This window comes from Sphingomonas sp. BT-65 (assembly GCF_026107375.2).
In the GTDB taxonomy this organism is placed as follows: Bacteria; Pseudomonadota; Alphaproteobacteria; order Sphingomonadales; family Sphingomonadaceae; genus Sphingomonas.
This window is the reverse complement of the sequence record NZ_JAPCIA010000001.1, coordinates 376,319-395,568: the sequence shown is the minus strand read 5'-3', so window position 1 is coordinate 395,568 and position 19,250 is coordinate 376,319. Positions and strand designations below refer to the sequence as shown.

The 19,250-nt window shown below is 66.2% G+C and carries 14 protein-coding genes and 2 tRNA genes; 2 read left to right on the top strand and 14 right to left on the bottom strand.

Annotated elements, in window-relative coordinates; translation table 11 throughout:
• Nucleotides 1-11: 11 nt before the first annotated feature.
• The 4 genes from OK349_RS01950 to OK349_RS01935 form a co-directional block, all read right to left on the bottom strand.
• Nucleotides 12-1,508, bottom strand: a complete 1,497-nt coding sequence (locus tag OK349_RS01950; RefSeq protein WP_265116151.1) for a PQQ-dependent sugar dehydrogenase — start codon at nucleotides 1,506-1,508, stop codon at nucleotides 12-14.
• Nucleotides 1,509-1,712: 204 nt separating this feature from the next.
• Nucleotides 1,713-2,765: a Leu/Phe/Val dehydrogenase gene (locus tag OK349_RS01945; RefSeq protein ID WP_265116150.1), complete on the bottom strand. Its 1,053-nt coding sequence runs from the start codon at nucleotides 2,763-2,765 to the stop codon at nucleotides 1,713-1,715.
• A gap of 103 nt (nucleotides 2,766-2,868) precedes the next feature.
• Nucleotides 2,869-2,945: transfer RNA gene (locus OK349_RS01940), tRNA-His, on the bottom strand.
• The gene (locus OK349_RS01935; protein WP_265116149.1) at nucleotides 2,923-4,020 is read right to left on the bottom strand and encodes an ATPase, T2SS/T4P/T4SS family; all 1,098 of its coding nucleotides are present in this window, start codon (nucleotides 4,018-4,020) and stop codon (nucleotides 2,923-2,925) included. The genes OK349_RS01940 and OK349_RS01935 overlap by 23 nt, the downstream gene beginning before the upstream one ends.
• Nucleotides 4,021-4,128: 108 nt before the next feature.
• Here OK349_RS01935 and OK349_RS01930 point away from each other — a divergent pair, with 108 nt between their 5' ends.
• Nucleotides 4,129-4,773 carry a prolyl hydroxylase family protein gene (locus OK349_RS01930; RefSeq protein WP_265116148.1) on the top strand — a complete coding sequence of 215 codons (645 nt, stop codon included), beginning with the start codon at nucleotides 4,129-4,131 and terminating at the stop codon, nucleotides 4,771-4,773.
• Between the two features lie 63 nt (nucleotides 4,774-4,836).
• Here the strand turns inward: OK349_RS01930 and OK349_RS01925 are convergent, their stop codons facing one another.
• The 5 genes from OK349_RS01925 to lon form a co-directional block, all read right to left on the bottom strand.
• Nucleotides 4,837-7,539, bottom strand: a complete 2,703-nt coding sequence (locus OK349_RS01925; RefSeq protein WP_265116147.1) for a TonB-dependent receptor domain-containing protein — start codon at nucleotides 7,537-7,539, stop codon at nucleotides 4,837-4,839.
• Between the two features lie 121 nt (nucleotides 7,540-7,660).
• A complete protein-coding gene (locus OK349_RS01920) occupies nucleotides 7,661-9,340 on the bottom strand; it encodes a hypothetical protein (RefSeq protein WP_265116146.1) in 1,680 nt (559 codons plus the stop codon).
• Nucleotides 9,341-9,595: 255 nt separating this feature from the next.
• Nucleotides 9,596-9,670 (bottom strand) — tRNA-Val (locus OK349_RS01915).
• A gap of 113 nt (nucleotides 9,671-9,783) precedes the next feature.
• The gene (locus tag OK349_RS01910) at nucleotides 9,784-10,056 is read right to left on the bottom strand and encodes an HU family DNA-binding protein (protein ID WP_265116145.1); all 273 of its coding nucleotides are present in this window, start codon (nucleotides 10,054-10,056) and stop codon (nucleotides 9,784-9,786) included.
• A 160-nt stretch (nucleotides 10,057-10,216) separates the two neighbouring features.
• On the bottom strand, nucleotides 10,217-12,610 hold the full coding sequence (lon, locus tag OK349_RS01905) for an endopeptidase La (RefSeq protein WP_265116144.1): 2,394 nt from the start codon (nucleotides 12,608-12,610) through the stop codon (nucleotides 10,217-10,219).
• 151 nt (nucleotides 12,611-12,761) lie between these two features.
• Between lon and OK349_RS01900 the strand changes: the two genes are divergently transcribed.
• Nucleotides 12,762-14,354: a M1 family metallopeptidase gene (locus tag OK349_RS01900; RefSeq protein ID WP_265118508.1), complete on the top strand. Its 1,593-nt coding sequence runs from the start codon at nucleotides 12,762-12,764 to the stop codon at nucleotides 14,352-14,354.
• Nucleotides 14,355-14,412: 58 nt separating this feature from the next.
• On the opposite strand, the gene OK349_RS01895 is transcribed toward OK349_RS01900, so the two are convergent.
• From OK349_RS01895 to OK349_RS01875, 5 genes are all read right to left on the bottom strand, one after another.
• Nucleotides 14,413-15,264 (bottom strand): GGDEF domain-containing protein, encoded by an 852-nt coding sequence (locus OK349_RS01895; RefSeq protein WP_265116143.1) that lies wholly within the window; start codon nucleotides 15,262-15,264, stop codon nucleotides 14,413-14,415.
• A 76-nt stretch (nucleotides 15,265-15,340) separates the two neighbouring features.
• Nucleotides 15,341-15,931 carry a GNAT family N-acetyltransferase gene (locus tag OK349_RS01890; protein WP_265116142.1) on the bottom strand — a complete coding sequence of 197 codons (591 nt, stop codon included), beginning with the start codon at nucleotides 15,929-15,931 and terminating at the stop codon, nucleotides 15,341-15,343.
• A complete protein-coding gene (locus OK349_RS01885) occupies nucleotides 15,909-16,838 on the bottom strand; it encodes a DUF808 domain-containing protein (RefSeq protein WP_265116141.1) in 930 nt (309 codons plus the stop codon). The genes OK349_RS01890 and OK349_RS01885 overlap by 23 nt, the downstream gene beginning before the upstream one ends.
• A gap of 389 nt (nucleotides 16,839-17,227) precedes the next feature.
• Nucleotides 17,228-18,499, bottom strand: a complete 1,272-nt coding sequence (gene clpX, locus OK349_RS01880; protein WP_265116140.1) for an ATP-dependent Clp protease ATP-binding subunit ClpX — start codon at nucleotides 18,497-18,499, stop codon at nucleotides 17,228-17,230.
• Between the two features lie 109 nt (nucleotides 18,500-18,608).
• Nucleotides 18,609-19,244, bottom strand: coding sequence for an ATP-dependent Clp protease proteolytic subunit (locus tag OK349_RS01875; RefSeq protein ID WP_265116139.1), 636 nt, complete (start codon nucleotides 19,242-19,244; stop codon nucleotides 18,609-18,611).
• Nucleotides 19,245-19,250 lie beyond the last annotated feature (6 nt).

The window sequence follows — 19,250 nt, the reverse complement described above, 5'->3', positions numbered from 1 at the left end:
CGGACGCGGCGTCAGCGAGGCTCGACGATATAGATTTCACCACCGAGCAGATCGAGAACATAGAGATTGCCGGCGCCATCCATACCGAATCCCGTAATCTGCTGGAGCGACGTCCCTGCATCCGGTCTGAAGTCCGCGGTGCGGCGCTCCACGCTGGTAAAGGGCAAGGTCTGGCCCTGGACGAATGAACTCACTGGAATGCTGTATACGTTCTCAAACCAGTAATCCGCGAAGACATAGTGTCCCTGCAGGGATGCGATCGGTCCGCGATAGACGAAGCCGCCGACGATCGAACCGATGTCGGAATCAGCCCGCCAGGGACCGGCGCTATGCGGATACAGCAACACGGGAGGCGTGAGACCGGACGGCGCGGTGCCCTTATAGGCTGTGGTTCCATCCAGATAGGGCCAGCCGAAATTGATGCCGGGCTGGTCGAGCGGCATCAGATTGACCTCTTCGAACCCCACTTCGCTGAGATCGGTGATGATGAGCCGGTTCCCGTCAAAGGCGGCCCGGCGGGGATTCTGCAGGCCCATGGCGAATACGAACGGGTTGCCCCCTCCACCGATGAACGGATTGCCGGGGGCGGGCGAGAAGCTCGTTGATCCCCCCGTCCCCTCGACCTTGACGCGCAAAATTTTGCCGAGAAGGCTGTTTGGATTCTGCGCATTGTTGTCCGGGTCGCCGAGACCGCCGCCATCGCCCGTTGCGATATAGAGAAAGCCGTCTGGTCCGAACGCCATCCACCCGCCATAGTTGTTCGGGCTCCCCGCACGATGCGGGATCACCATTATCTGGCGCTGGATTCGCGTATCAATATTGAATTCGATGATCTCGGACGAAAAATCCGTTTGTGTCCGATGAACCATGATCCAGCGAGACGATGCAGGGTTGGGAAACCCAGCCACCGCCAGCAGGCCCATCTCCTGGTTTCCAGCGCCAGAACCGCCCGAAGGACCAGTGTAATCAGCACGCCCGCCGGTAGCAGGGTAGATCAGATAGGCGCGACCCCCGTGACTACCCAAGAGGAGACGCCCACTATCCCTGGGATCGGGAGCGGCGAAGAACGGTTCCCAAAGGGCACCCAAAATGCGGCGGACGCGTATGCCCTCAACGCTGTTGGTGACGGTTATCTGCAGATTGAGCGTGTTTGACAGCGTGCCGTCGCTGGCGCGGAGTTGGACCTCGTAGATATTGTCGCCATTCGCGTCCGCCGGAAGGTCATAATTGGGGATTGCGGAAAAGCTGAGCGCGCCGCCCGTCGTGATGCCGAAGCGCGCGGCATCCGCGCCGCCAGCAATCGAGAAGGTGATTGCATCGCCATTCGCGTCGGTCGCTGCGGCTTGATACTGGACGCCCGTGCCGTTCTCCGCAACGCTCGCGGTCGCGGCCGAGGTGAAGACGGGCGCTGCATTGACGGGTGTTGGCGTTGGCGTCGGAGTGCCGCCGCCTCCATTGCCCCCGCAAGCGGTGAGGCCGAGCATCACGACTAGGGCAATGTTACGCATCGGAATCCCTCTTGCAGGCCGCAGCATCAGCTGTCTCAAGCCCTTGCGGGATGGTCAATGACCAGGATGCGGCAAGTTGATCCAGGATAGGGAGTTGGCGAGCTCCGGCATGCCGATCATCGGCTTACACGCGTTCGCCACGGCGTGGCGGCGCCAACCGAAATGGGTCGCGTCGCGTGGGGTGCGGAACGTGCGTGGTGCCGGTTACCCCCGCCCGATCAGCCGCTTGGCGATCGTGTCCGCCACCTCGCTCGACGGCGCGCCGGTGCGGGCGCTTTCGTCCCACACCTCGTCGAGCCGCGCGGGGATTTTGGCGATCCGCGCCTCGACCTCGGCGCGGTCGCCTTTGCCGAGATACTCCAGGCCGACATTGATGATGCCGCCGGCGTTGATGACGTAATCGGGCGCGTAGAGGATGCCGCGGGCATGGATGCGCGCGCCGTCCGCCGGGGTGGCGAGCTGATTGTTGGCGCCGCCCGCCACGACCTTGCAGTCGAGCGCGGCGATCGACGCTTCGGTCAGGATCGCGCCAAGCGCATTGGGGCTGACGACATCGGCCGAGACGCGCAGGATCTCGTTGGCGGCTACCGTGTCGGCGCCGAGCTCTTTCGCGAGCGCGGCGGCCTTGTCGGCGTTGACGTCGGCCAGCGTCAGCTTCGCGCCATCGGCCGCGAGCCGGCGGGCAAGGCCGCCGCCGACGCTGCCGACGCCCTGGATCGCGACATGGATGCCGGCCATGTTGTCCGCGCCGAGCGCGCGCTTCGCCGCGGCCTTGACGCCGAGATAGATGCCGAGTGCGGTGAACGGGCCGGGATCGCCCCCGGCATTGCCGCCCTGCACCGGCAAGCCCGAGACGTGGCGCGTGCGCGTCGCGATGACCTTCATTCGCGCCTCGGACATGCCGACATCCTCGGCCGTGACGTAGCGGCCGCCGAGCGATTCGACCGCCTCGCCAAATGCGAGGAGCTGCGCCTCGCTGATCGTCGCGCCGCGCTCGGGCGCGAGCACCACGCCCTTACCGCCGCCGAGCGGGAGCCCGGCCATCGCGTTCTTGAACGACATGCCGCGCGACAGGCGCAGCGCATCGGTGACCGCCGCGCCGCTATCGGCATAGTGCCAGAAGCGCACGCCACCCGCCGCCGGGCCGAGCTTGGTCGAGTGGATCGCGATCACCGCCTTGAGTCCGCTCTGCGGATCGCAGATCAGGTGCACGCCCTCGTGCTCGTCGAAATCGGGGAGGTCCCAAACCGCGCTCATACACCGCTCCAGCGCCCAAATTTCCGGGCTAACAAAATTTCCGAAGCGCGTAATATTGTTCCGCGCGGCGGAGCGCCAGCCCTAAAGTCACCGATGGAAGAAATGGGGCGACCGACGGGACTTGAACCCGCAACCCCCGGCATCACAAGCCGGTGCTCTAACCAATTGAACTACGGTCGCCGTGGAGGCGCGCGCTTAGCGAAGCGAGGCCCCTATCGTCAAGCAAATCCCCCGACGATGGCAAAATGTGCGGATGCGGCGCCTCCGCCCCTACCGCCGCCGCGGTGGTTCGGGTGATTCGAATCGCTTCTTCCGGCGTGATCCGGCCTTCACGCGCCAGGATGCGCGCCGAAGCCGCCAGGGTCGGCGCGGCAACGAACGCGTGCCGCGCGAGCAACGCTGCATCGGCGCCCTTCGCCAGCAGCCCATGCAATGCGCCGTCCACCGCGATCGCCTCAAACACCAGCGCGGTGCCGACATAGCCAGTGCCGTCGCAACCACCGCAACCCGCCGGGCGGTGGATCACGGTTCCGGGATCGATCCCGAGCAGCGCGGACTCGGACGCGCGCGCCTGGGCCGGCAAGCGGCAGCCGGGGCATAGCCGCTGCGCGCCGTGAACCGCGACCGCCGCACGCAGCCCTGCCCCGAGGAGGTGGCGCTCGACACGCAGTGCGCGCAATTCACCGATCGCCGCGATCGCGCTGATCGCATCGACCGCGATCACGATCCGTTGTCCGGCACGGGCCAGGTCGAACGCGAGCACGGCGGTATCGCGGTCGGCGAGACCGTCGAGCAGGATCGCGTCGCAATCCATGCCCGCCGCCGCCTGCAACGCCTGCCGCTGACCGGTCACCACGGGCGCATAGCTTGCCCTGCCGGCAAGCGCTTCGGCCAGGCGAAGCCGATCGTCGCGCGAAGGGGAAGCAGCGAGGACCACACCGCCCGGCAGCGCGAGGACCGGGGCGAGCCTATCGCGCATAGCGCCTGGCATGCCGAGCCGCGCCAGCATGTCATGCGGAATGAAATGCGGCTCGATCCGGATCACGATCCGGTCCGCCATCCGCGTCGCCCGCGGGTGCGCGGCCGCCTGATTGAGCCAGCCACCGGGCGCCCGGAAGCTGCCGAGCGGCGCGAGTGCCTGGCCCTGCCGCGCCATCGCCGCGACGGAGTTACGCTGGATCTGCAGATGCAGTGCGGTCGCGCCATCCCGCGCCGCGGCGCCGATCAGGTCTTCCAGAGCCGGAGCAGGTGTCATGTGTCGCAGCTATGTCGCTTGAGTGACAATTTGACTTCTATTTCATGACTCTTTTGAGACGATTGCTGCGACTGGCGATCCAGGGAAGCTTCTGGCATCTAGCCTCCCATGATCACCCCCTCCGGCTTTCCCATTGAACCGGTCATCGAGCGCCTGTCGCGCCAGCCGGGTATCCAGAAAGTGCCGAGCCCCAAGCTCACGCTGTTCGTCCGCAAGAACTTCCTCGAGCCGGAACTATGCGCCGAACTGATGGCGCTGATCGACCACGACCGGCGGCCGTCGCTGGTGTCCGACTATAATGGCGACAATGCGTTCCGGACGAGCGAGACCTGCGACCTCTCGGCCAGCCTTGCCGCGACGCAGGAAGTCGACCGGCGGATCGCCGCGCTGACCGGTCTCTCGCCCGCGCATGGCGAGCCGCTGCAGGGCCAGCGCTACGCCGTCGGGCAGGAGTTCAAGGCGCATACCGATTATTTCGAGCCGACCGGCGTGGACTTCGAGAAATTCTGCTCAGTCGCCGGCCAGCGCACCTGGACCGTGATGGTCTATCTCAACGAGGTCGAGGCCGGGGGCGCGACACGGTTCAAGGCGATCGACAAGATCGTCCAACCCGAGACGGGCAAGCTGCTCGCCTGGAGCAATCTACGCCCCGACGGCACGCCAAACCCGACGACCCTGCACCATGCGATGAAGGTGCGTGCGGGGCTCAAATACGTCATCACCAAATGGTTTCGCGAACGCCCCTGGGGATAAAAAAGAAGTCCCGGCCGCGGGTGGCGACCGGGACTTTCCCCCTTTTGTCCTGACCGCTGACGGTCAGAATTTGACGGTGGCGCCCATGCTGAACGTGCGGCCGACATTGTAGCGGTTCACATAGACCTTCTTGGTCTCGAACTCCTGGAACTCCTCGAAGCGGGTACCGGTCAGGTTGCGCGCCTCGAACTTGAGCTCGATCTCGCCGCCGAAGACCTCGATCGCCTGACGCGCGACGACATCCAGGCGGATACCGGGCTTCTCGTAGACGTCCGGCAGGAACCCGACGCCCGAAGCGTTCGAGGCGCCGCGCGCGGTCACACGCTCGCTGGCATAATTGACCAGCAAGGTGATCGCCGAGGTTTTTTCCGTATCCTCGATGCCGAACTGGAAGTTGACGAGGTGATCCGACTGGCCCGTCAGCGGCGCGCCGTCGCGATACAGCAGGTTGGCCGGCCGTAGCACGATGCCGCCCGGTCCGGCGTTGATGTCCGGCACCAGCGTGTCGTCGGCGGTGATCTCCGAATGCGTATAGGTATAGTTGGCGATCAGCAGCAGCCGCCGCGTCGACCAGAAATCGCCGCCGAGGACATCGAGCGGGAAGTATTTCTGGAGCTCGATCTCACCGCCATAGAGCTGTGCTTCCGGAACGTAGGAGAAGCCGGTGGTGATGCGCGAGTCGAGCGTCGGGAACGCCGAAACCTGCTCGATCGGGTTCTTGATCTTCTTGTAGAAGCCCGCCGCGGTCAGGCGCTCGTTACGGCCGAAGAACCATTCGTAGCGCGCTTCGGCATTGTAGAGCTGCGAATCGACCAGCGCCGGGTTACCGAAGAAGAGCCGGTCGCTGTCGAAGTCCTGGTAGAATTGCGGCGCCAGCTCGCGGAACTGCGGACGGGCGATGGTCTTCGACCCGTGGACGCGCAGCTGCATATTGTCCGCGAAGTTCCACGTCACGGTCGCCGCGGGCAGCCAATAGTCGTTGTTGAGCGACGTACCCGACGCCGGATCATTCGTGACCACCGATTCATCGGCCGTCTCGTAGCGCACGCCGAACGTGGCGCGCACACCGTTCACCGGCTCGATCTCCGCCTGCAGGTAGCCGGCATGGACCGTCAGACCGGCATCGTAGACCGACGCCCCCTGCCCGCCCGACACGTTGTCGAGCACGATGCAGAGGCCATCCGGACATCCGCCCAGCTGGTCGTCGATCTTGGCCAGCACCTCGGGCGACAGCAGCAGATCCGGCCGCAGATAGCGGTAGGCGAGCGGCAGACCGCCGCCGGGCCCGTAACGGTAGGCGAAGGTGAAGCGGCTCGAGCTGCGCTGCTGATCGCTGTAGAAATAGCCGGCCGACAAGCGGAAGAAGAAGTCGGTGGGCATCTTATACGACAGGTCGGCCTGGCCGCTCCACAGCTCCTCGTCGAGTTCGCTGAAGGCGATCTGCGCCTGCTCGTTCGACGCGTTGAGCGCGTTCACCCAACCGCCGACGCTCGGATCGAAGCGCGACACGAAGGTCCGCTCATAGGGCGAGTCGCGGCGGGTCTTGGCGTAGGCGCCGCGCACGTCGAGGCTCAGGTCGCTGATCTTGAACTCGCCGACGATCTGCGATTCGAAGAGCTCGCGCTCGAACCAGGAGGTGCTCTGGTTGAAACGCTCGAAGCCCGACGTGTTCGGGTAGAGCGTCGCGGTCGCACCGCGCGCCTGCTTCACCGTGTCGTGGATGTAGACGTTGGTCCAGCGGATCGTCTGGTCGCCGAACTCGGCGCCGAGGCCGAGCAGGCCGTTCGCGACGATCCGGTTGTCGGTGATGATCGCGCGATAGTCGCTGCGCAGGATGCCGGTGGGGTCGTTGGTATCCTGCTGGATCGCGTCGCGCGTGCGCCAGGTGTTGCTGAGGCCGGCGGACGCGATCAAGCCGAGCTGGACGCTCCCCACATTGAAGCGCTCGCCCAGGCTCAGTTCGCCCGAGAAGTTCGCGGGGATATGATAGTTGCCCTGCATGATGGTGGTGGGCGTGTTGGTCAGCTGCGCGACCTGGTCAGCCGGGATCTGCGAGCCGTTGAGGCCGACTTCCTTGATGAAGGCCGGAACGTCGCGCGTGCCGTCGTCATAGCCGAGCCAGTCGCGGTCGCCGCCCTCATAGGCATAGCCGTATTCGCTGGTCGTCCGCGTATCGAAGGTGACGTTGCCGCCGAGGGAGATGAACCCCTCCTTCGGGATCGCGCGCGTCGTCAGGTTGATGACGCCGCCGCCGAACTCGGCCGGGTAGTTGACCGAATAGGTCTTCTGCACGAGCGCCGAGCCGACCACGCTGGTCGGGAAGATATCGAGCGGCACGGTGCGGCGAAGCGGCTCCGGCGACGGCAGCGGCGAACCGTTGAGCAGCGCCGAGGAATAACGATCGCCGAGACCGCGCACGAACACGAAACCGTTGCCGACGACCGAGAGGCCGGTCACGCGCTGCAGCGCGCCCGCGATGTCGCCTTCACCGGTGCGGGCGATGTCCTCCGGCGTGAGGACGGACACCACCTGCGGGGTGGTCCGGATGACGTTCGGGATGTTCCGGCCGACGACGACGATTTCGCCGACATCCTCGTCCGCGCCCGGGGTGGAGACCTCCACCTCTTCCTGCGGCGCGTCAGCCGGCGCCGGTACGTCCTGACTCGCAGGAGGCGTCTCCTGGCCGGCGGGAGGCGTCGCCGGATCGGGCGCACCCGCCTGCGCGAACGCCGCCGGCGCGACGAGGTTGCTGGTAAACAGGAGCATGGCTCCGAACGCGAATGGCTTCTTCATGAGCTTTCTGCCCCGCTCGATATTCCTAGAACCGCGAACCGCCGGGACGACGGAGTTCCTGTCGTCCCGGCGGGTATCGTCACAAGCCTGCCGGTCAGCGATTGCTGCAGGCGAAGTAGACCGACGTGAAGATCGGCGGGCCATTCTCCTGCGGGCCGCCATTGATGGTCGGGCCCTGGCCGGCCGCGCGGAAGGTCGACCGGTCGGCCGTACCGGCGATCACGTTGAGGCAGGGCACCGAGCTCTGCACCAGGCCGTTGACGAAGCGGCCATCGGCGCCGCCGCGGATGCGCAGCGTACCGGTGGTGGCGGCGGTGTGGATGAAGGTGAAGTTCGCGATCTGCGCATAGGTGCGCGGCAGCAGATCCTCGTTACCGTTCGAGTCGACCTCGAGCATGAACGAGTCGCTGGTGGCGCCGCCCGGCTTCTGCGCGACGAGCAGGAACTGGACCAGGCCGCGATAGCCATTGTCATAGTCGAAGCCGTCATCGTCGGCGCCGGTGATCGCGACGTACTTGAGGTTGGTCGTACCGCCGAACACCTCGATGCCGTCATCGGCCGAGTTGTGCGACTGGATGTGATCGAGCTGCGTGCCCGAGCCCACGCCACCGAGCGTCAGGCCCTGAAGCTCGTTGCCGCCGCCGGCCGAAATGTCGATGCCGGTGAAGCGGATCTGGACATAGGCCATGCGACCGCTGTTGCTGGCCTTGTCCGGACCGCCATAGAGGCGCGTCGTGGCCAGGCCCTCGGCAGTGTTGTCGCAAGTCGTGCTGGTGCCGTCGGCGTTGTTCGGGCCCGTGCCAGTGCGGCACACGCCGGTCGGCGCCTGGCCGAGCAGGATGACGCCGCCCCACTGACCCTGGGTCGAGTCCGAGGTGCCCGTTGCCGACAGGTTCTGACGCGAGGTGAAGATGATCGGCAGCGCCGCGGTGCCGACGGCATCGATCTTCGCGCCGCGATTGACGAGCAGCACGTCGTTCGCAGCGTCCGCCGGGTTGGCGACGATCGTCACGCCGGGCTCGATCGTCAGCGTCGGGCCCGTGGCGGCACCAGTCGTGCCCACGTCGGTGCCGACCTCAACGTTGCCGTCGAGGAGATAGGCGACGCCCGTGATGCGCGGCAGCGTCAGGTTGGCTGTGATGCTGTTCGGCAGGCGGCAGAGGCGGACGTTGGTGTTGGTGCCACCGTCGGTGGTGCCGGTGGGGCAAGCGCTGGCCGCGGGCGTGGCACCGGCCGCGACGACGAGCGGCGGCGCGTTGCACGAGGCGCTGCCCGCACCGAAGTTCGCCGACGGTGAGTTGCAGGTCCACTGCTGGAAAGCGGTATCGGCGGGGCCGCTGAACGCGCCGAGGAACGAGCCGGCGGTGAAGAAGGTCGAGCCGCCGGTGTTCAGCGTTGTCGGATCGGTCACGGTCGGGGTGGTCGTCAGCGGCGAGATGGTCGGCGAGGCGACGACAGGCCCCGAGCCCGCGGCATAGACGCGCGTGCCGTTGACATTGTTGTTGGTGCCGGGCGCGGTCGTGGCGAGCGCGAGCTGCTCGTCGGCCGTGATCGTGAAGGCCGCATCGACCTGACCACCCGTACCGGCAAACTGCGCGGCGGTGATCGGCGTGGGCGTCGGCGACGGGCTCGGCGAGGGCGCGGGCGCGGGCGGATTGACGATCACGTTGCCGCCGCCGGGCGTCGCGATGCTGGTCGCGCCATCGCACGAAGCGAGGGTCGTTGCGGCGACGCTGGTCATCAGAATGAGGCTGAAACGCTTGAAGTCGGCCATGAAAATCTCCGTTCCGGTGACCCGGTCTATCTGGGTGCGGGCGCATGGCCCCGGATCGACTCGGAACATCCCCCTGCCGATCGCAGGGCCGCGCTAGGCATGTCACGTGACTCCCGGATGGGATTTCGGAGAAAGTTCGGTGACTCAATTGTGACGGATTAGTGACGATCGTCGCAGCGGTGGGAAATGGCGGAGCACGCATGCGGCGCGGGCAAAGAAAAACCCGCCAGGCGGCGCCCGGCGGGTCTTTGCGGATGGTGGGCGCGGCAAGGATTGAACTTGCGACCCCTGCGGTGTGAACACAGTGCTCTACCACTGAGCTACGCGCCCAAGCTCCGGCGAACCAAAGCACCCCTGCCAAAGCGAGCCCGGCCGGGGAGCGGAGCCTCTAGGGGGACGGAGCGGGCTTGTCCAGCCCCGTCGCCCAATTCAATTCATGGTGGTCAGTTGACCGCGTCCTTGAGGCCCTTGCCGGCCTTGAACTTGGGCTGCGACGAGGCCTTGATCGCCATCGGCTCGCCCGTGCGCGGGTTGCGGCCGGTCGACGCCTTGCGCTTCGAGACCGAGAACGTGCCGAAGCCGACGAGACGGACTTCATCGCCCTTCTTGAGCGCGGTGGTGACCGCGTCGAAGACGGCTTCCACAGCCTTGCTCGCATCACCCTTGCTGAGGCCAGCGGTGTCGGCGACCGTCGCGATCAGTTCCTGCTTGTTCATGCCCTTAGAACCCCTGCTCTTCTGTGGCTTTTGTGATGAGAAGACTCGCGGCGCCGAAACGCCGGTGGGGCAGCAAACAGACTTGACCCGTCGCTGTAAAGCGGAAAGCGCGCAAAATGCGCCAAAACCACACGAGAATCTGCCCTTAGGCGCCGTCAACCTAGTGACGGAGCGCCTCTGCCCCCGTCACTGGCGCGGGCGGCTGCGCCGCGAGCTCATCCGCCTCGGTCCAGTCGATCGCGGCAAGCGGCTCGGTCAGCGCGAGCTTGAGCACCTCGTCGACATGCGCCACCGGAACGATCTTGAGCCCCTCGCGGATGTTGGTCGGGATCTCGGCGAGATCCTTCTCATTCTCCTGCGGGATGAGCACCGTGGTGATCCCGCCGCGCATCGCCGCGAGCAGCTTCTCCTTGAGCCCGCCGATCGGCAGCGCGCGACCGCGCAGCGTGACCTCGCCGGTCATCGCCACGTCCTTGCGCACCGGCACGCCGGTGAGCGTCGAGACGATCGCGGTGACGATGCCGATGCCCGCCGAGGGCCCGTCCTTGGGCACCGCGCCCTCGGGCAAGTGGATATGGATGTCCTTGCGCGCGAAGATGCTCGGCTTGATGCCATAGGCGGGCGCACGCGCCTTGATGAAGCTGAACGCGGCCTCGACCGACTCCTTCATCACGTCGCCGAGCTTGCCAGTGGTCTTGATCGCGCCCTTGCCGGGCACGGTCACGCTCTCGATCGTCAGCAGCTCGCCGCCCACCTCGGTCCAGGCGAGGCCGGTGACGGCGCCGATCTGGTGCTCCTCCTCGCCGATGCCGAAGCGGTATTTCCGCACGCCGGCGAACTCGTGGAGGTTCTCGGGCGTCACCACGACGCTCTCCGCCTTGCCCTCCAGGATGCGGCGCAGCGCCTTGCGCGCGAGCTTGGCGATCTCGCGCTCCAGCGTACGGACGCCGGCCTCGCGGGTATAGTAGCGGATCAGGTCGCGCAGACCCTCCTGGGTGAGCTCGAACTCCTCGGCCTTGAGGCCATGGGCGTCGATCTGCTTCTCGACCAGGTGGCGGGTCGCGATCTCGACCTTCTCGTCCTCGGTATAGCCTTCGAGCCGGATGATCTCCATTCGGTCGAGCAAAGGTTGCGGCAAATTCAACGAGTTGGCGGTCGTCACGAACATCACGTCTGAAAGATCGACATCAATCTCCAGATAATGATCGTTGAACTTGCTGTTCTGCTCCGGATCAAGCACTTCGAGCAGCGCCGAGGCGGGATCGCCGCGGAAATCCTGGCCGAGCTTGTCGATCTCGTCGAGCAGGAACAGTGGATTGGAGGTGCCGGCCTTTTTGAGGTTCGACACGATCTTGCCCGGCAGCGAGCCGATATAGGTGCGGCGGTGGCCGCGGATCTCGGCCTCGTCGCGCACGCCGCCGAGCGACTGGCGGATGAACTCGCGGCCCGTTGCCTTGGCGATGCTCTTGCCCAGCGAGGTCTTACCTACGCCCGGCGGGCCGACGAGGCACAGGATCGGGCCCTTGAGCTTGTTGGTGCGCGCCTGCACCGCGAGATACTCGACGATGCGGTCCTTGACCTTCTCCAGGCCATAGTGATCCGCGTCGAGCACCGCCTCGGCCTCGACCAGGTCCTTTTTGAGCTTCGACTTCTTGCCCCAGGGCAGGCCGAGCAGCACGTCGAGATAGTTGCGCACGACGGTCGCCTCGGCGCTCATCGGCGCCATGGTCTTGAGCTTCTTGAGCTCGCCCTGTGCCTTGGCGCGCGCTTCCTTCGACAGCTTGAGCGTGGCGATCTTCTGGGTCAGCTCGGCGATCTCGTCGCCCTCGCCTTCCTCGCCCTCATTGCCCAGCTCGCGCTGGATCGCCTTCAGCTGCTCGTTGAGATAATATTCGCGCTGGGTCTTCTCCATCTGGCGCTTGACGCGCGAGCGGATCTTCTTCTCGACCTGAAGCACGCCGAGTTCGCCCTCCATGAAAGCGAACACCATCTCGAGCCGCTTGTGCGGATCGGTCTCGACCAGCAGCGACTGCTTGTCGGCGACCTTGACCGCGATGTTGCCGGCGATCGCGTCGGCGAGGCGCGAGGCCTCCTCGATCTCACCGAGCTGGACCGCGGTTTCGGCGGGCAGCTTGCGGTTGAGCTTGGCGTAATTCTCGAACTGGTCGACCACCGAGCGCATCAGCGCCTGGAGTTCGGTACCCTCGACCTCCTTCTCCTCGACCGGCGCGACAGTGGCCGTGAGGAACCCGCCCTTTTCCTCCACCATCTCGAGCTTGCCGCGCTCCTTGCCCGCGACCAGCACGCGCACGGTACCGTCGGGAAGCTTGAGCAGCTGCATCACCTCGGCCGACACGCCGATGTCGTAGAGATCCTCGCGGCCGGGATCGTCCTGCGCCGGATCGAGCTGCGCGACGAGGAAGATCTCCTTGTCGTCGTTCATCGCCGCTTCGAGCGCGGCGACCGACTTGTCGCGGCCGACGAACAGCGGCACGATCATGTGCGGGAAGACGACGATGTCGCGGAGCGGGAGGACGGGATAGGTGGACTTCATGTGTACTCCAGGGTCCGCCGCAGGGAGCGGAGTCGCCTATCTATATGGGGTGTGGGGGCGTGGCATCAATCGGGGGCTGTGGACAGCCGCATTTCTGCTTTGTTCCCCGGCACTTGCGCAGAAGGGCGAACCGCCGATCACGCCCGTGACGATGCGCTCGGGCGGCGAGATCGAGCCGGAGCGCGCGGCGCTGAAAGTGGAACATGTCGTGGTCGATGTTCGGATCGAGCCCGAAAAGCGATTCCTCTCCGGGGTGGCGGAACTGGCGCTATCGACACGCATCGCGCAGACCCGGCTGCTGATCGACCTCGACAAGAATTATGCGGTTTCGGGAATCCTGATCGACGGCGCGGCGCTCAAATCCGGTGCATGGCGCAATCCCGACGGGGGGCTGGTGATCGACCTGCCCAAGCCGGTTCCGGCGGGCGGCAAGGTCGTGGCGAAGATCAGCTATGCCGGGCGGCCGCACGAGGCGGTCAACGCGCCATGGGACGACGGCATCGTGTGGTCGAGCTGGCAGGGCAAGCCATGGGTCGCGACCACCGCGCAGGGCTATGGCTGCGACCTCTACTGGCCGTGCCTCGACTTTCCGGCGGGCGAGGTGCCCGAGATCAAGCTCGCAATCACCGCCCCCGCCGGTACCCAGGCGATCGCCAATGGCAAGCTCATCTCGGTGGAGCCGGCCGCGGGCGGCATGTCGCGCTGGACCTGGCTGGCGAAGAACATCAACCCCTATCTCGTCGCGATCAATATCGGTCCCTATGGCGAGATCAAGGGAACGTATGACAGCAAGTTCGGCAACAAGGTGCCGCTGCACCTGTGGCACCTGACGGGCAAGGAACGCCAGGCGCAAGGACTGTTCGCCGAGTTCGCACCGACGCTCGATTTCTTCGAGAGCGTGATCGGCCCCTTCCCCTTCGCCGACGAGAAACTGGGCGTGGTCGAGACGCCGCATATGGGCATGGAGCACCAGACGGTGAACGCCTATGGCAACGACTATCGCAAGGATGAGACCGGGTTCGACTGGCTGTTCCAGCACGAGCTGGCGCACGAATGGTTCGGCAACCAGATGACCGCGGCCAACTGGGACGATTTCTGGCTGCACGAGGGCTATGGCCAGTACATGCAGCCGCTCTACGGCCAGTGGCGCGAGGGCGAGGCGCGCTACGCCGCGATGATGGCGCACCAGCGCAAGTCCGTCCTCAATCGCCAGCCCTTGGTGTCGGGCAAGGTCAAGACCTCCGAGCAGGTCTATCAGGAGGAGCAGGGCGGACCCGGTCAGGACATCTACTACAAAGGCGCCTGGGTGCTGCACACGCTGCGCTACCTGATCGGGGACGAGGCTTTCTTCGACGCGACGCGGCGGCTGGTCTATGGTCGGCCCGATCCCAAGCCGGGCAATTTCGCACCGCGCTTCGCCTCGACGGCGGAGTTCGAGACGCTGATGAACGCGGCGGCGGGGCGTGATCTCAGCTGGTTCTTCGACGTCTATCTGCGCGAGGCGGCGCTGCCCGAGCTGGTCGAGGCGCGCGCGGGCGGCAAGCTGACGCTGAGCTGGAAGACGGCGAAGGGCGCCCCCTTCCCGTTGCCGGTCGAGGTCGCGGTGGACGGCGTGGTGCGTAAGCTCGCGATGGCGGGCGGGAGCGAGACGATCGACGCGCCTGCGGACGCGCATGTGGTGGTCGACCCGATGGCGCGCGTGCTGCGGCGGAGCGAGGCGATCGAGGCGATGCAGCGGCGATAGGTCAAAGAAGAAGGCCCTCACCCAATCCTCTCCCGCAAGCGGGAGAGGGCTAAGAGGCCTACACCGCCCGCAGATGCTTGCGCCCCACCCGCACCTGGTCGCGGCCGTTGCGCTTGGCGGCGGAGAGCGCTTCGCTGGCGCGGGTGACGGCCTGGTCGAACGGGTCGCCCTCGAGATCGACCACGCCGCCCGAGAAGGACACCGGGATCGTGTCCGGCCCCTCGACCGCGCCCGCGGCGAGGCGGCGGGTCAGGCGGTGGAGGATCACCCCCGCCTCGTGCTCGGTTGTGGCGGGGAAGAACACCGCGAACGACACGCCGCCCCAGCGCGCGACGATGTCGCCGCTGCGCAGCACGCGCGACAGGAAGCCAGCGAAGTCGCGCAACACCTGATCGCCGGCGTCGCGGCCATATTGCTCGTTGATCGCCTTGAACTGGTCGAGATCGAGCAGCGCGACCGCCCCCTCCCCCGCCACCGCGGTCTGCGAGAGGAAGCCGCGGCGGTTCCACAGGCCGGTCAGCGGATCGCGATAGGCGGCGCTGTCGAGCGAGACCACGCGCGCCCGCGCCGCCTCTGCGACGCGATCGATGCCGGCGATGAGCTCGCCGAACATCTCGTTCCGGCGTACCGCGCGGATCGCGGAGAGCTGGCGGCGATTGGTCGAGGCGATCGCCTCGGTCGCGGACCGCACCATGATGAGCAAGCTGTCGATCGCGAGCAGGATGAAGGCGATGCCGATCAATGTCGCGCCGAGCACGATGCCGAGCGTGGACCAGTCCATCGCGTCGCGCGCGGCCTGCCAGATGGCGAGCGCGAACAGCGGGAGGCAGGCGCTGACGCAGCACAGCGCGAAGATCCGCGGCCTGAGACTGCGCGGGAAGATGGGGCGCCTCGCCCGGTCGAATCGCAAGATCACCTCCGCATGCCGTCCCCCGGCGAGGGTCAGGCTTCGGCGTGATTGGTAAACTGCGCCCCAATCCAATTGGTTAATTCTGTGGGCGAATCATCGACCAGAAATGCGGTCCGCCGCCTGGAACGTCCCATTCGTCGCGGACACGGAAGCCGAGCTTCGCGTAGAAGCCGGGGTTGGCCGGGTTGGCGGTCTCGAGATAGGCCGTCGCATTGCCGATCCGGTCGAGCCCGGCCTGCACCACCGCTGCGCCCAGCCCCTCGCCCTGATGCGCCGGGTCGGCGCCGGCGATGTGGAGATACCAGAAGGGCTGCGGCGGGAAATGCGCCTCGACCGCATCGCCGATGCGCTTGAAGCGGAAAAAGGCGCTGCCAGCCGCGCGCCAGATGCGCCACGCCGCACGCAACCCGCCCTGCTCGGGCGTGTTTGGCGCGTGCCACAGCGTCGCAGCGGTGCAGTCCGGCGTGACGAGGCGCATGCCGGGCGGCGCGGTGCCCGCGAAGAACATGTCGAACACCCGTGGCATGCGCCGGGCGCGTACTGGCGGGTCGGGGAAGATCCAGGCGACCACGGGATCCTCGGCGAAGGCACGGGTCAACGTCGCGACGACGCGCGGCTGATCGGCCGGCGTCGCCTCGCGGACTTCAATGGGCGTCGGCTTTCCCATGGAACAGCTTCCCTACGACGAACGCGATCGCCGCGCCGAGCACGAGGCCGACGATGCCCGATCCGATTGCCGTAACGACCCAGCCGATGAGCCCGTTCCCATGGCCCACCGCCTCCGCGGCGTGGTGGATCAGCTCCTCCGGCGCGTGCCAGCCGAGTTGCGCGGCGCCATGGACGAGGATGCCGCCGCCGACCCAGATCATCGCCGCGGTGCCGATGATCGAGAGCGCCTGCATCACCACCGGCATGCCCTTGACCAACCCGCGGCCGACCATCTGAACGAGGCGCGAGGCGCGCTGGGCAAGGTGCAGGCCGATATCGTCCATCTTCACGATCAGCGCGACCACGCCATAGACGCCGACGGTGATCGCAAGGCCGACCAGCGCGAGCACCGCGGCACGGGTGAGGAAGGGCTCGTCCGCGACGTCGGCAAGCGCGATCGCCATGATCTCGGCCGAGAGGATGAGGTCGGTGCGGATCGCGCCGGCGACCTTGCTGGCCTCGAGATGCGCGGGATCGCCGACGGCCTCATCCTCGGCGCCATGATCGCCGGCACCGAACGCCTCGATCACCTTCTCGGCCCCTTCGAAGCACAGGAACGCGCCACCGAGCATGAGCAACGGGGTGATCGCCCAGGGCAGAAGCCAGCTGAGCAGCAACGCGCCAGGGAGCAGCAGCAACAGCTTGTTGCGCAGCGAGCCGAGCGCGATCTTCCAGATGATCGGAAGCTCGCGATCGGGCGTCAGGCCGGTGACGTAGCGCGGGGTGACCGCGGTATCGTCGATCACCACGCCCGCGGCCTTGGTCCCCGCCTTCCCCGCCGCGGCACCGACATCGTCGAGCGAGGCAGCGGCGAGCTTGGTGATGGCGGCGACATCGTCGAGAAGCGCGGCGAGACCTGACGGCATGGAGGGTCCTTCGATTACGGATGAATGCGCGCCGGGATAGGCGGTAATTCGCATAGCCTGGAATGGGCGGAACGGGGAAGCTTGAGTCTAGGTTGTCAGTCCTCCCCCGAAGGGGGAGGGGTATTCTCCGCGCGCGACGACGATGATGTGCCGGACGACCGGTTCCACGTCGCGCAGGATTTCCGCCGCCGGAATCCGCAAGGTGCGACGCCCTGCCGCAATACCCACGCATCACGAGCCGCGTCACGCTCAGGCCGATCGCCACGCTCGTGCGTTCTACCCCTCCACCGCCTTCGGGGGAGGACTTAAGCTACATGCAAAATGATCACGAAACAAAGCGGGCGCCGGTTGCCCGGCGCCCGCTCGCGTTCCGTCGATGTCCGGCAGGATCAGGCCGCGTCGCCGGTACCCGCCTTCTTCTTCTCGGCATAGACGCGGATCGGCTCCTTGCGGCCCTCGACCACGTCCTTGTCGATCATAACCTCGTCGACGCCGTCCATGCTGGGCAGGTCGAACATCGTGTCGAGCAGGATGCCTTCGAGGATCGAGCGCAGGCCACGCGCACCGGTCTTGCGCTCGATCGCCTTCTTGGAGACCGAGACGAGCGCGTCGTCGGTGAAACTGAGCTTGACGTTCTCCATCTCGAACAGTTTCTGATACTGCTTGACCAGCGCGTTCTTGGGCTCGGTCAGGATCTTGACCAGCGCCTCGATGTCGAGGTCCTCGAGCGTCGCGACGACCGGCAGACGGCCGACGAATTCGGGGATCAGGCCGAACTTGAGCAGATCCTCGGGCTCGGTCTGGCGCAGCACCTCGCCGGTGCGGCGCTCCTCGGGCGCGGCGACATAGGCGCCGAAGCCGATCGACTTGCCCTGCAGGCGGTCGCCGATGATCTTCTCGAGGCCCGAGAAGGCGCCGCCGCAGATGAACAGGATGTTGGTCGTGTCGACCTGCAGGAACTCCTGCTGCGGATGCTTGCGGCCGCCCTGCGGCGGGACGCTCGCGGTGGTGCCCTCCATCAGCTTGAGCAGCGCCTGCTGCACGCCCTCGCCCGAGACGTCGCGGGTGATCGACGGATTCTCGGCCTTGCGGCTGATCTTGTCGATCTCGTCGATATAGACGATGCCGCGCTGCGCCCGCTCGACATTATAGTCGGAGGCCTGGAGCAGCTTGAGGATGATGTTCTCGACATCCTCGCCGACATAACCCGCCTCGGTCAGCGTGGTCGCATCGGCCATGGTGAAGGGCACGTCGAGGATGCGCGCCAGCGTCTGGGCGAGCAAGGTCTTGCCGCAGCCGGTGGGGCCGACGAGCAGGATGTTGGACTTGCTCAGCTCGACATCGGCGCCCTTGGCGCCGTGGTTGAGCCGCTTGTAGTGATTGTGCACCGCGACCGACAGCACGCGCTTCGCGCGGAACTGGCCGATGACGTAATCGTCGAGGACGTCGCAGATTTCCTGCGGCGTGGGCACGCCACCATCCTTCTTCGAGACGAGCGCCGATTTGGTCTCCTCCCGGATGATGTCGTTGCACAGCTCGACGCACTCGTCGCAGATGAACACGGTCGGTCCGGCGATGAGCTTGCGCACCTCGTGCTGCGACTTCCCGCAGAACGAGCAGTAGAGCGTGCTCTTCGAATCGCCGCCGCTAAGCTTCGTCATTCAGTCTTCCTTCGCGTGCCGGGCACTTTACGCAGCCCGGCATCCTACACCCGGGATCATCCCCGGCAATCCAAATTTGCCTTCTACCCCAACAAGGGTGAGCGGGAGATTAAGCGGCCCCGCCCTCGCTGTCAGTGGGCTGCGGGCGTTTTTCGTACACTTCGTCGACCAGACCGAACGCCTTGGCCTCGTCCGCCTCGAGGAAGGTGTCGCGGTCCATCGCAGTCTCGATCTTCTCGATCGGCTGGCCGGTATACTTCACATAGAGGTCGTTCATGCGCTTCTTGATGCGCAGGATCTCCTTGGCCTGGATCTCGATGTCCGAAGCCATGCCCTGCGCGCCGCCCGAGGGCTGATGCACCATGATGCGGGCGTTGGTCAGCGCGACGCGCAGGCCCGGCTCGCCGGCCGCGAGCAGGAAGCTGCCCATCGACGCCGCCTGGCCGATGCACACCGTGCCGACGCGCGGGCGGATATACTGCATGGTGTCGTGGATCGCCATGCCGGCAGTGACCACGCCGCCCGGCGAGTTGATGTACATCCAGATGTCCTTCTTCGGGTTCTCGGACTCGAGGAAAAGCAGCTGGGCGGTGATCAGCGAGGCCATATGGTCCTCGATCGGCCCGGTGATGAAGATGATGCGCTCACGCAGCAGCCGCGAGAAGATGTCGAAGCTGCGCTCGCCGCGGCTCGACTGTTCGATGACGATGGGAACCAGCGCGCCGGTGACGGGATCGGCGGTCATCTGACC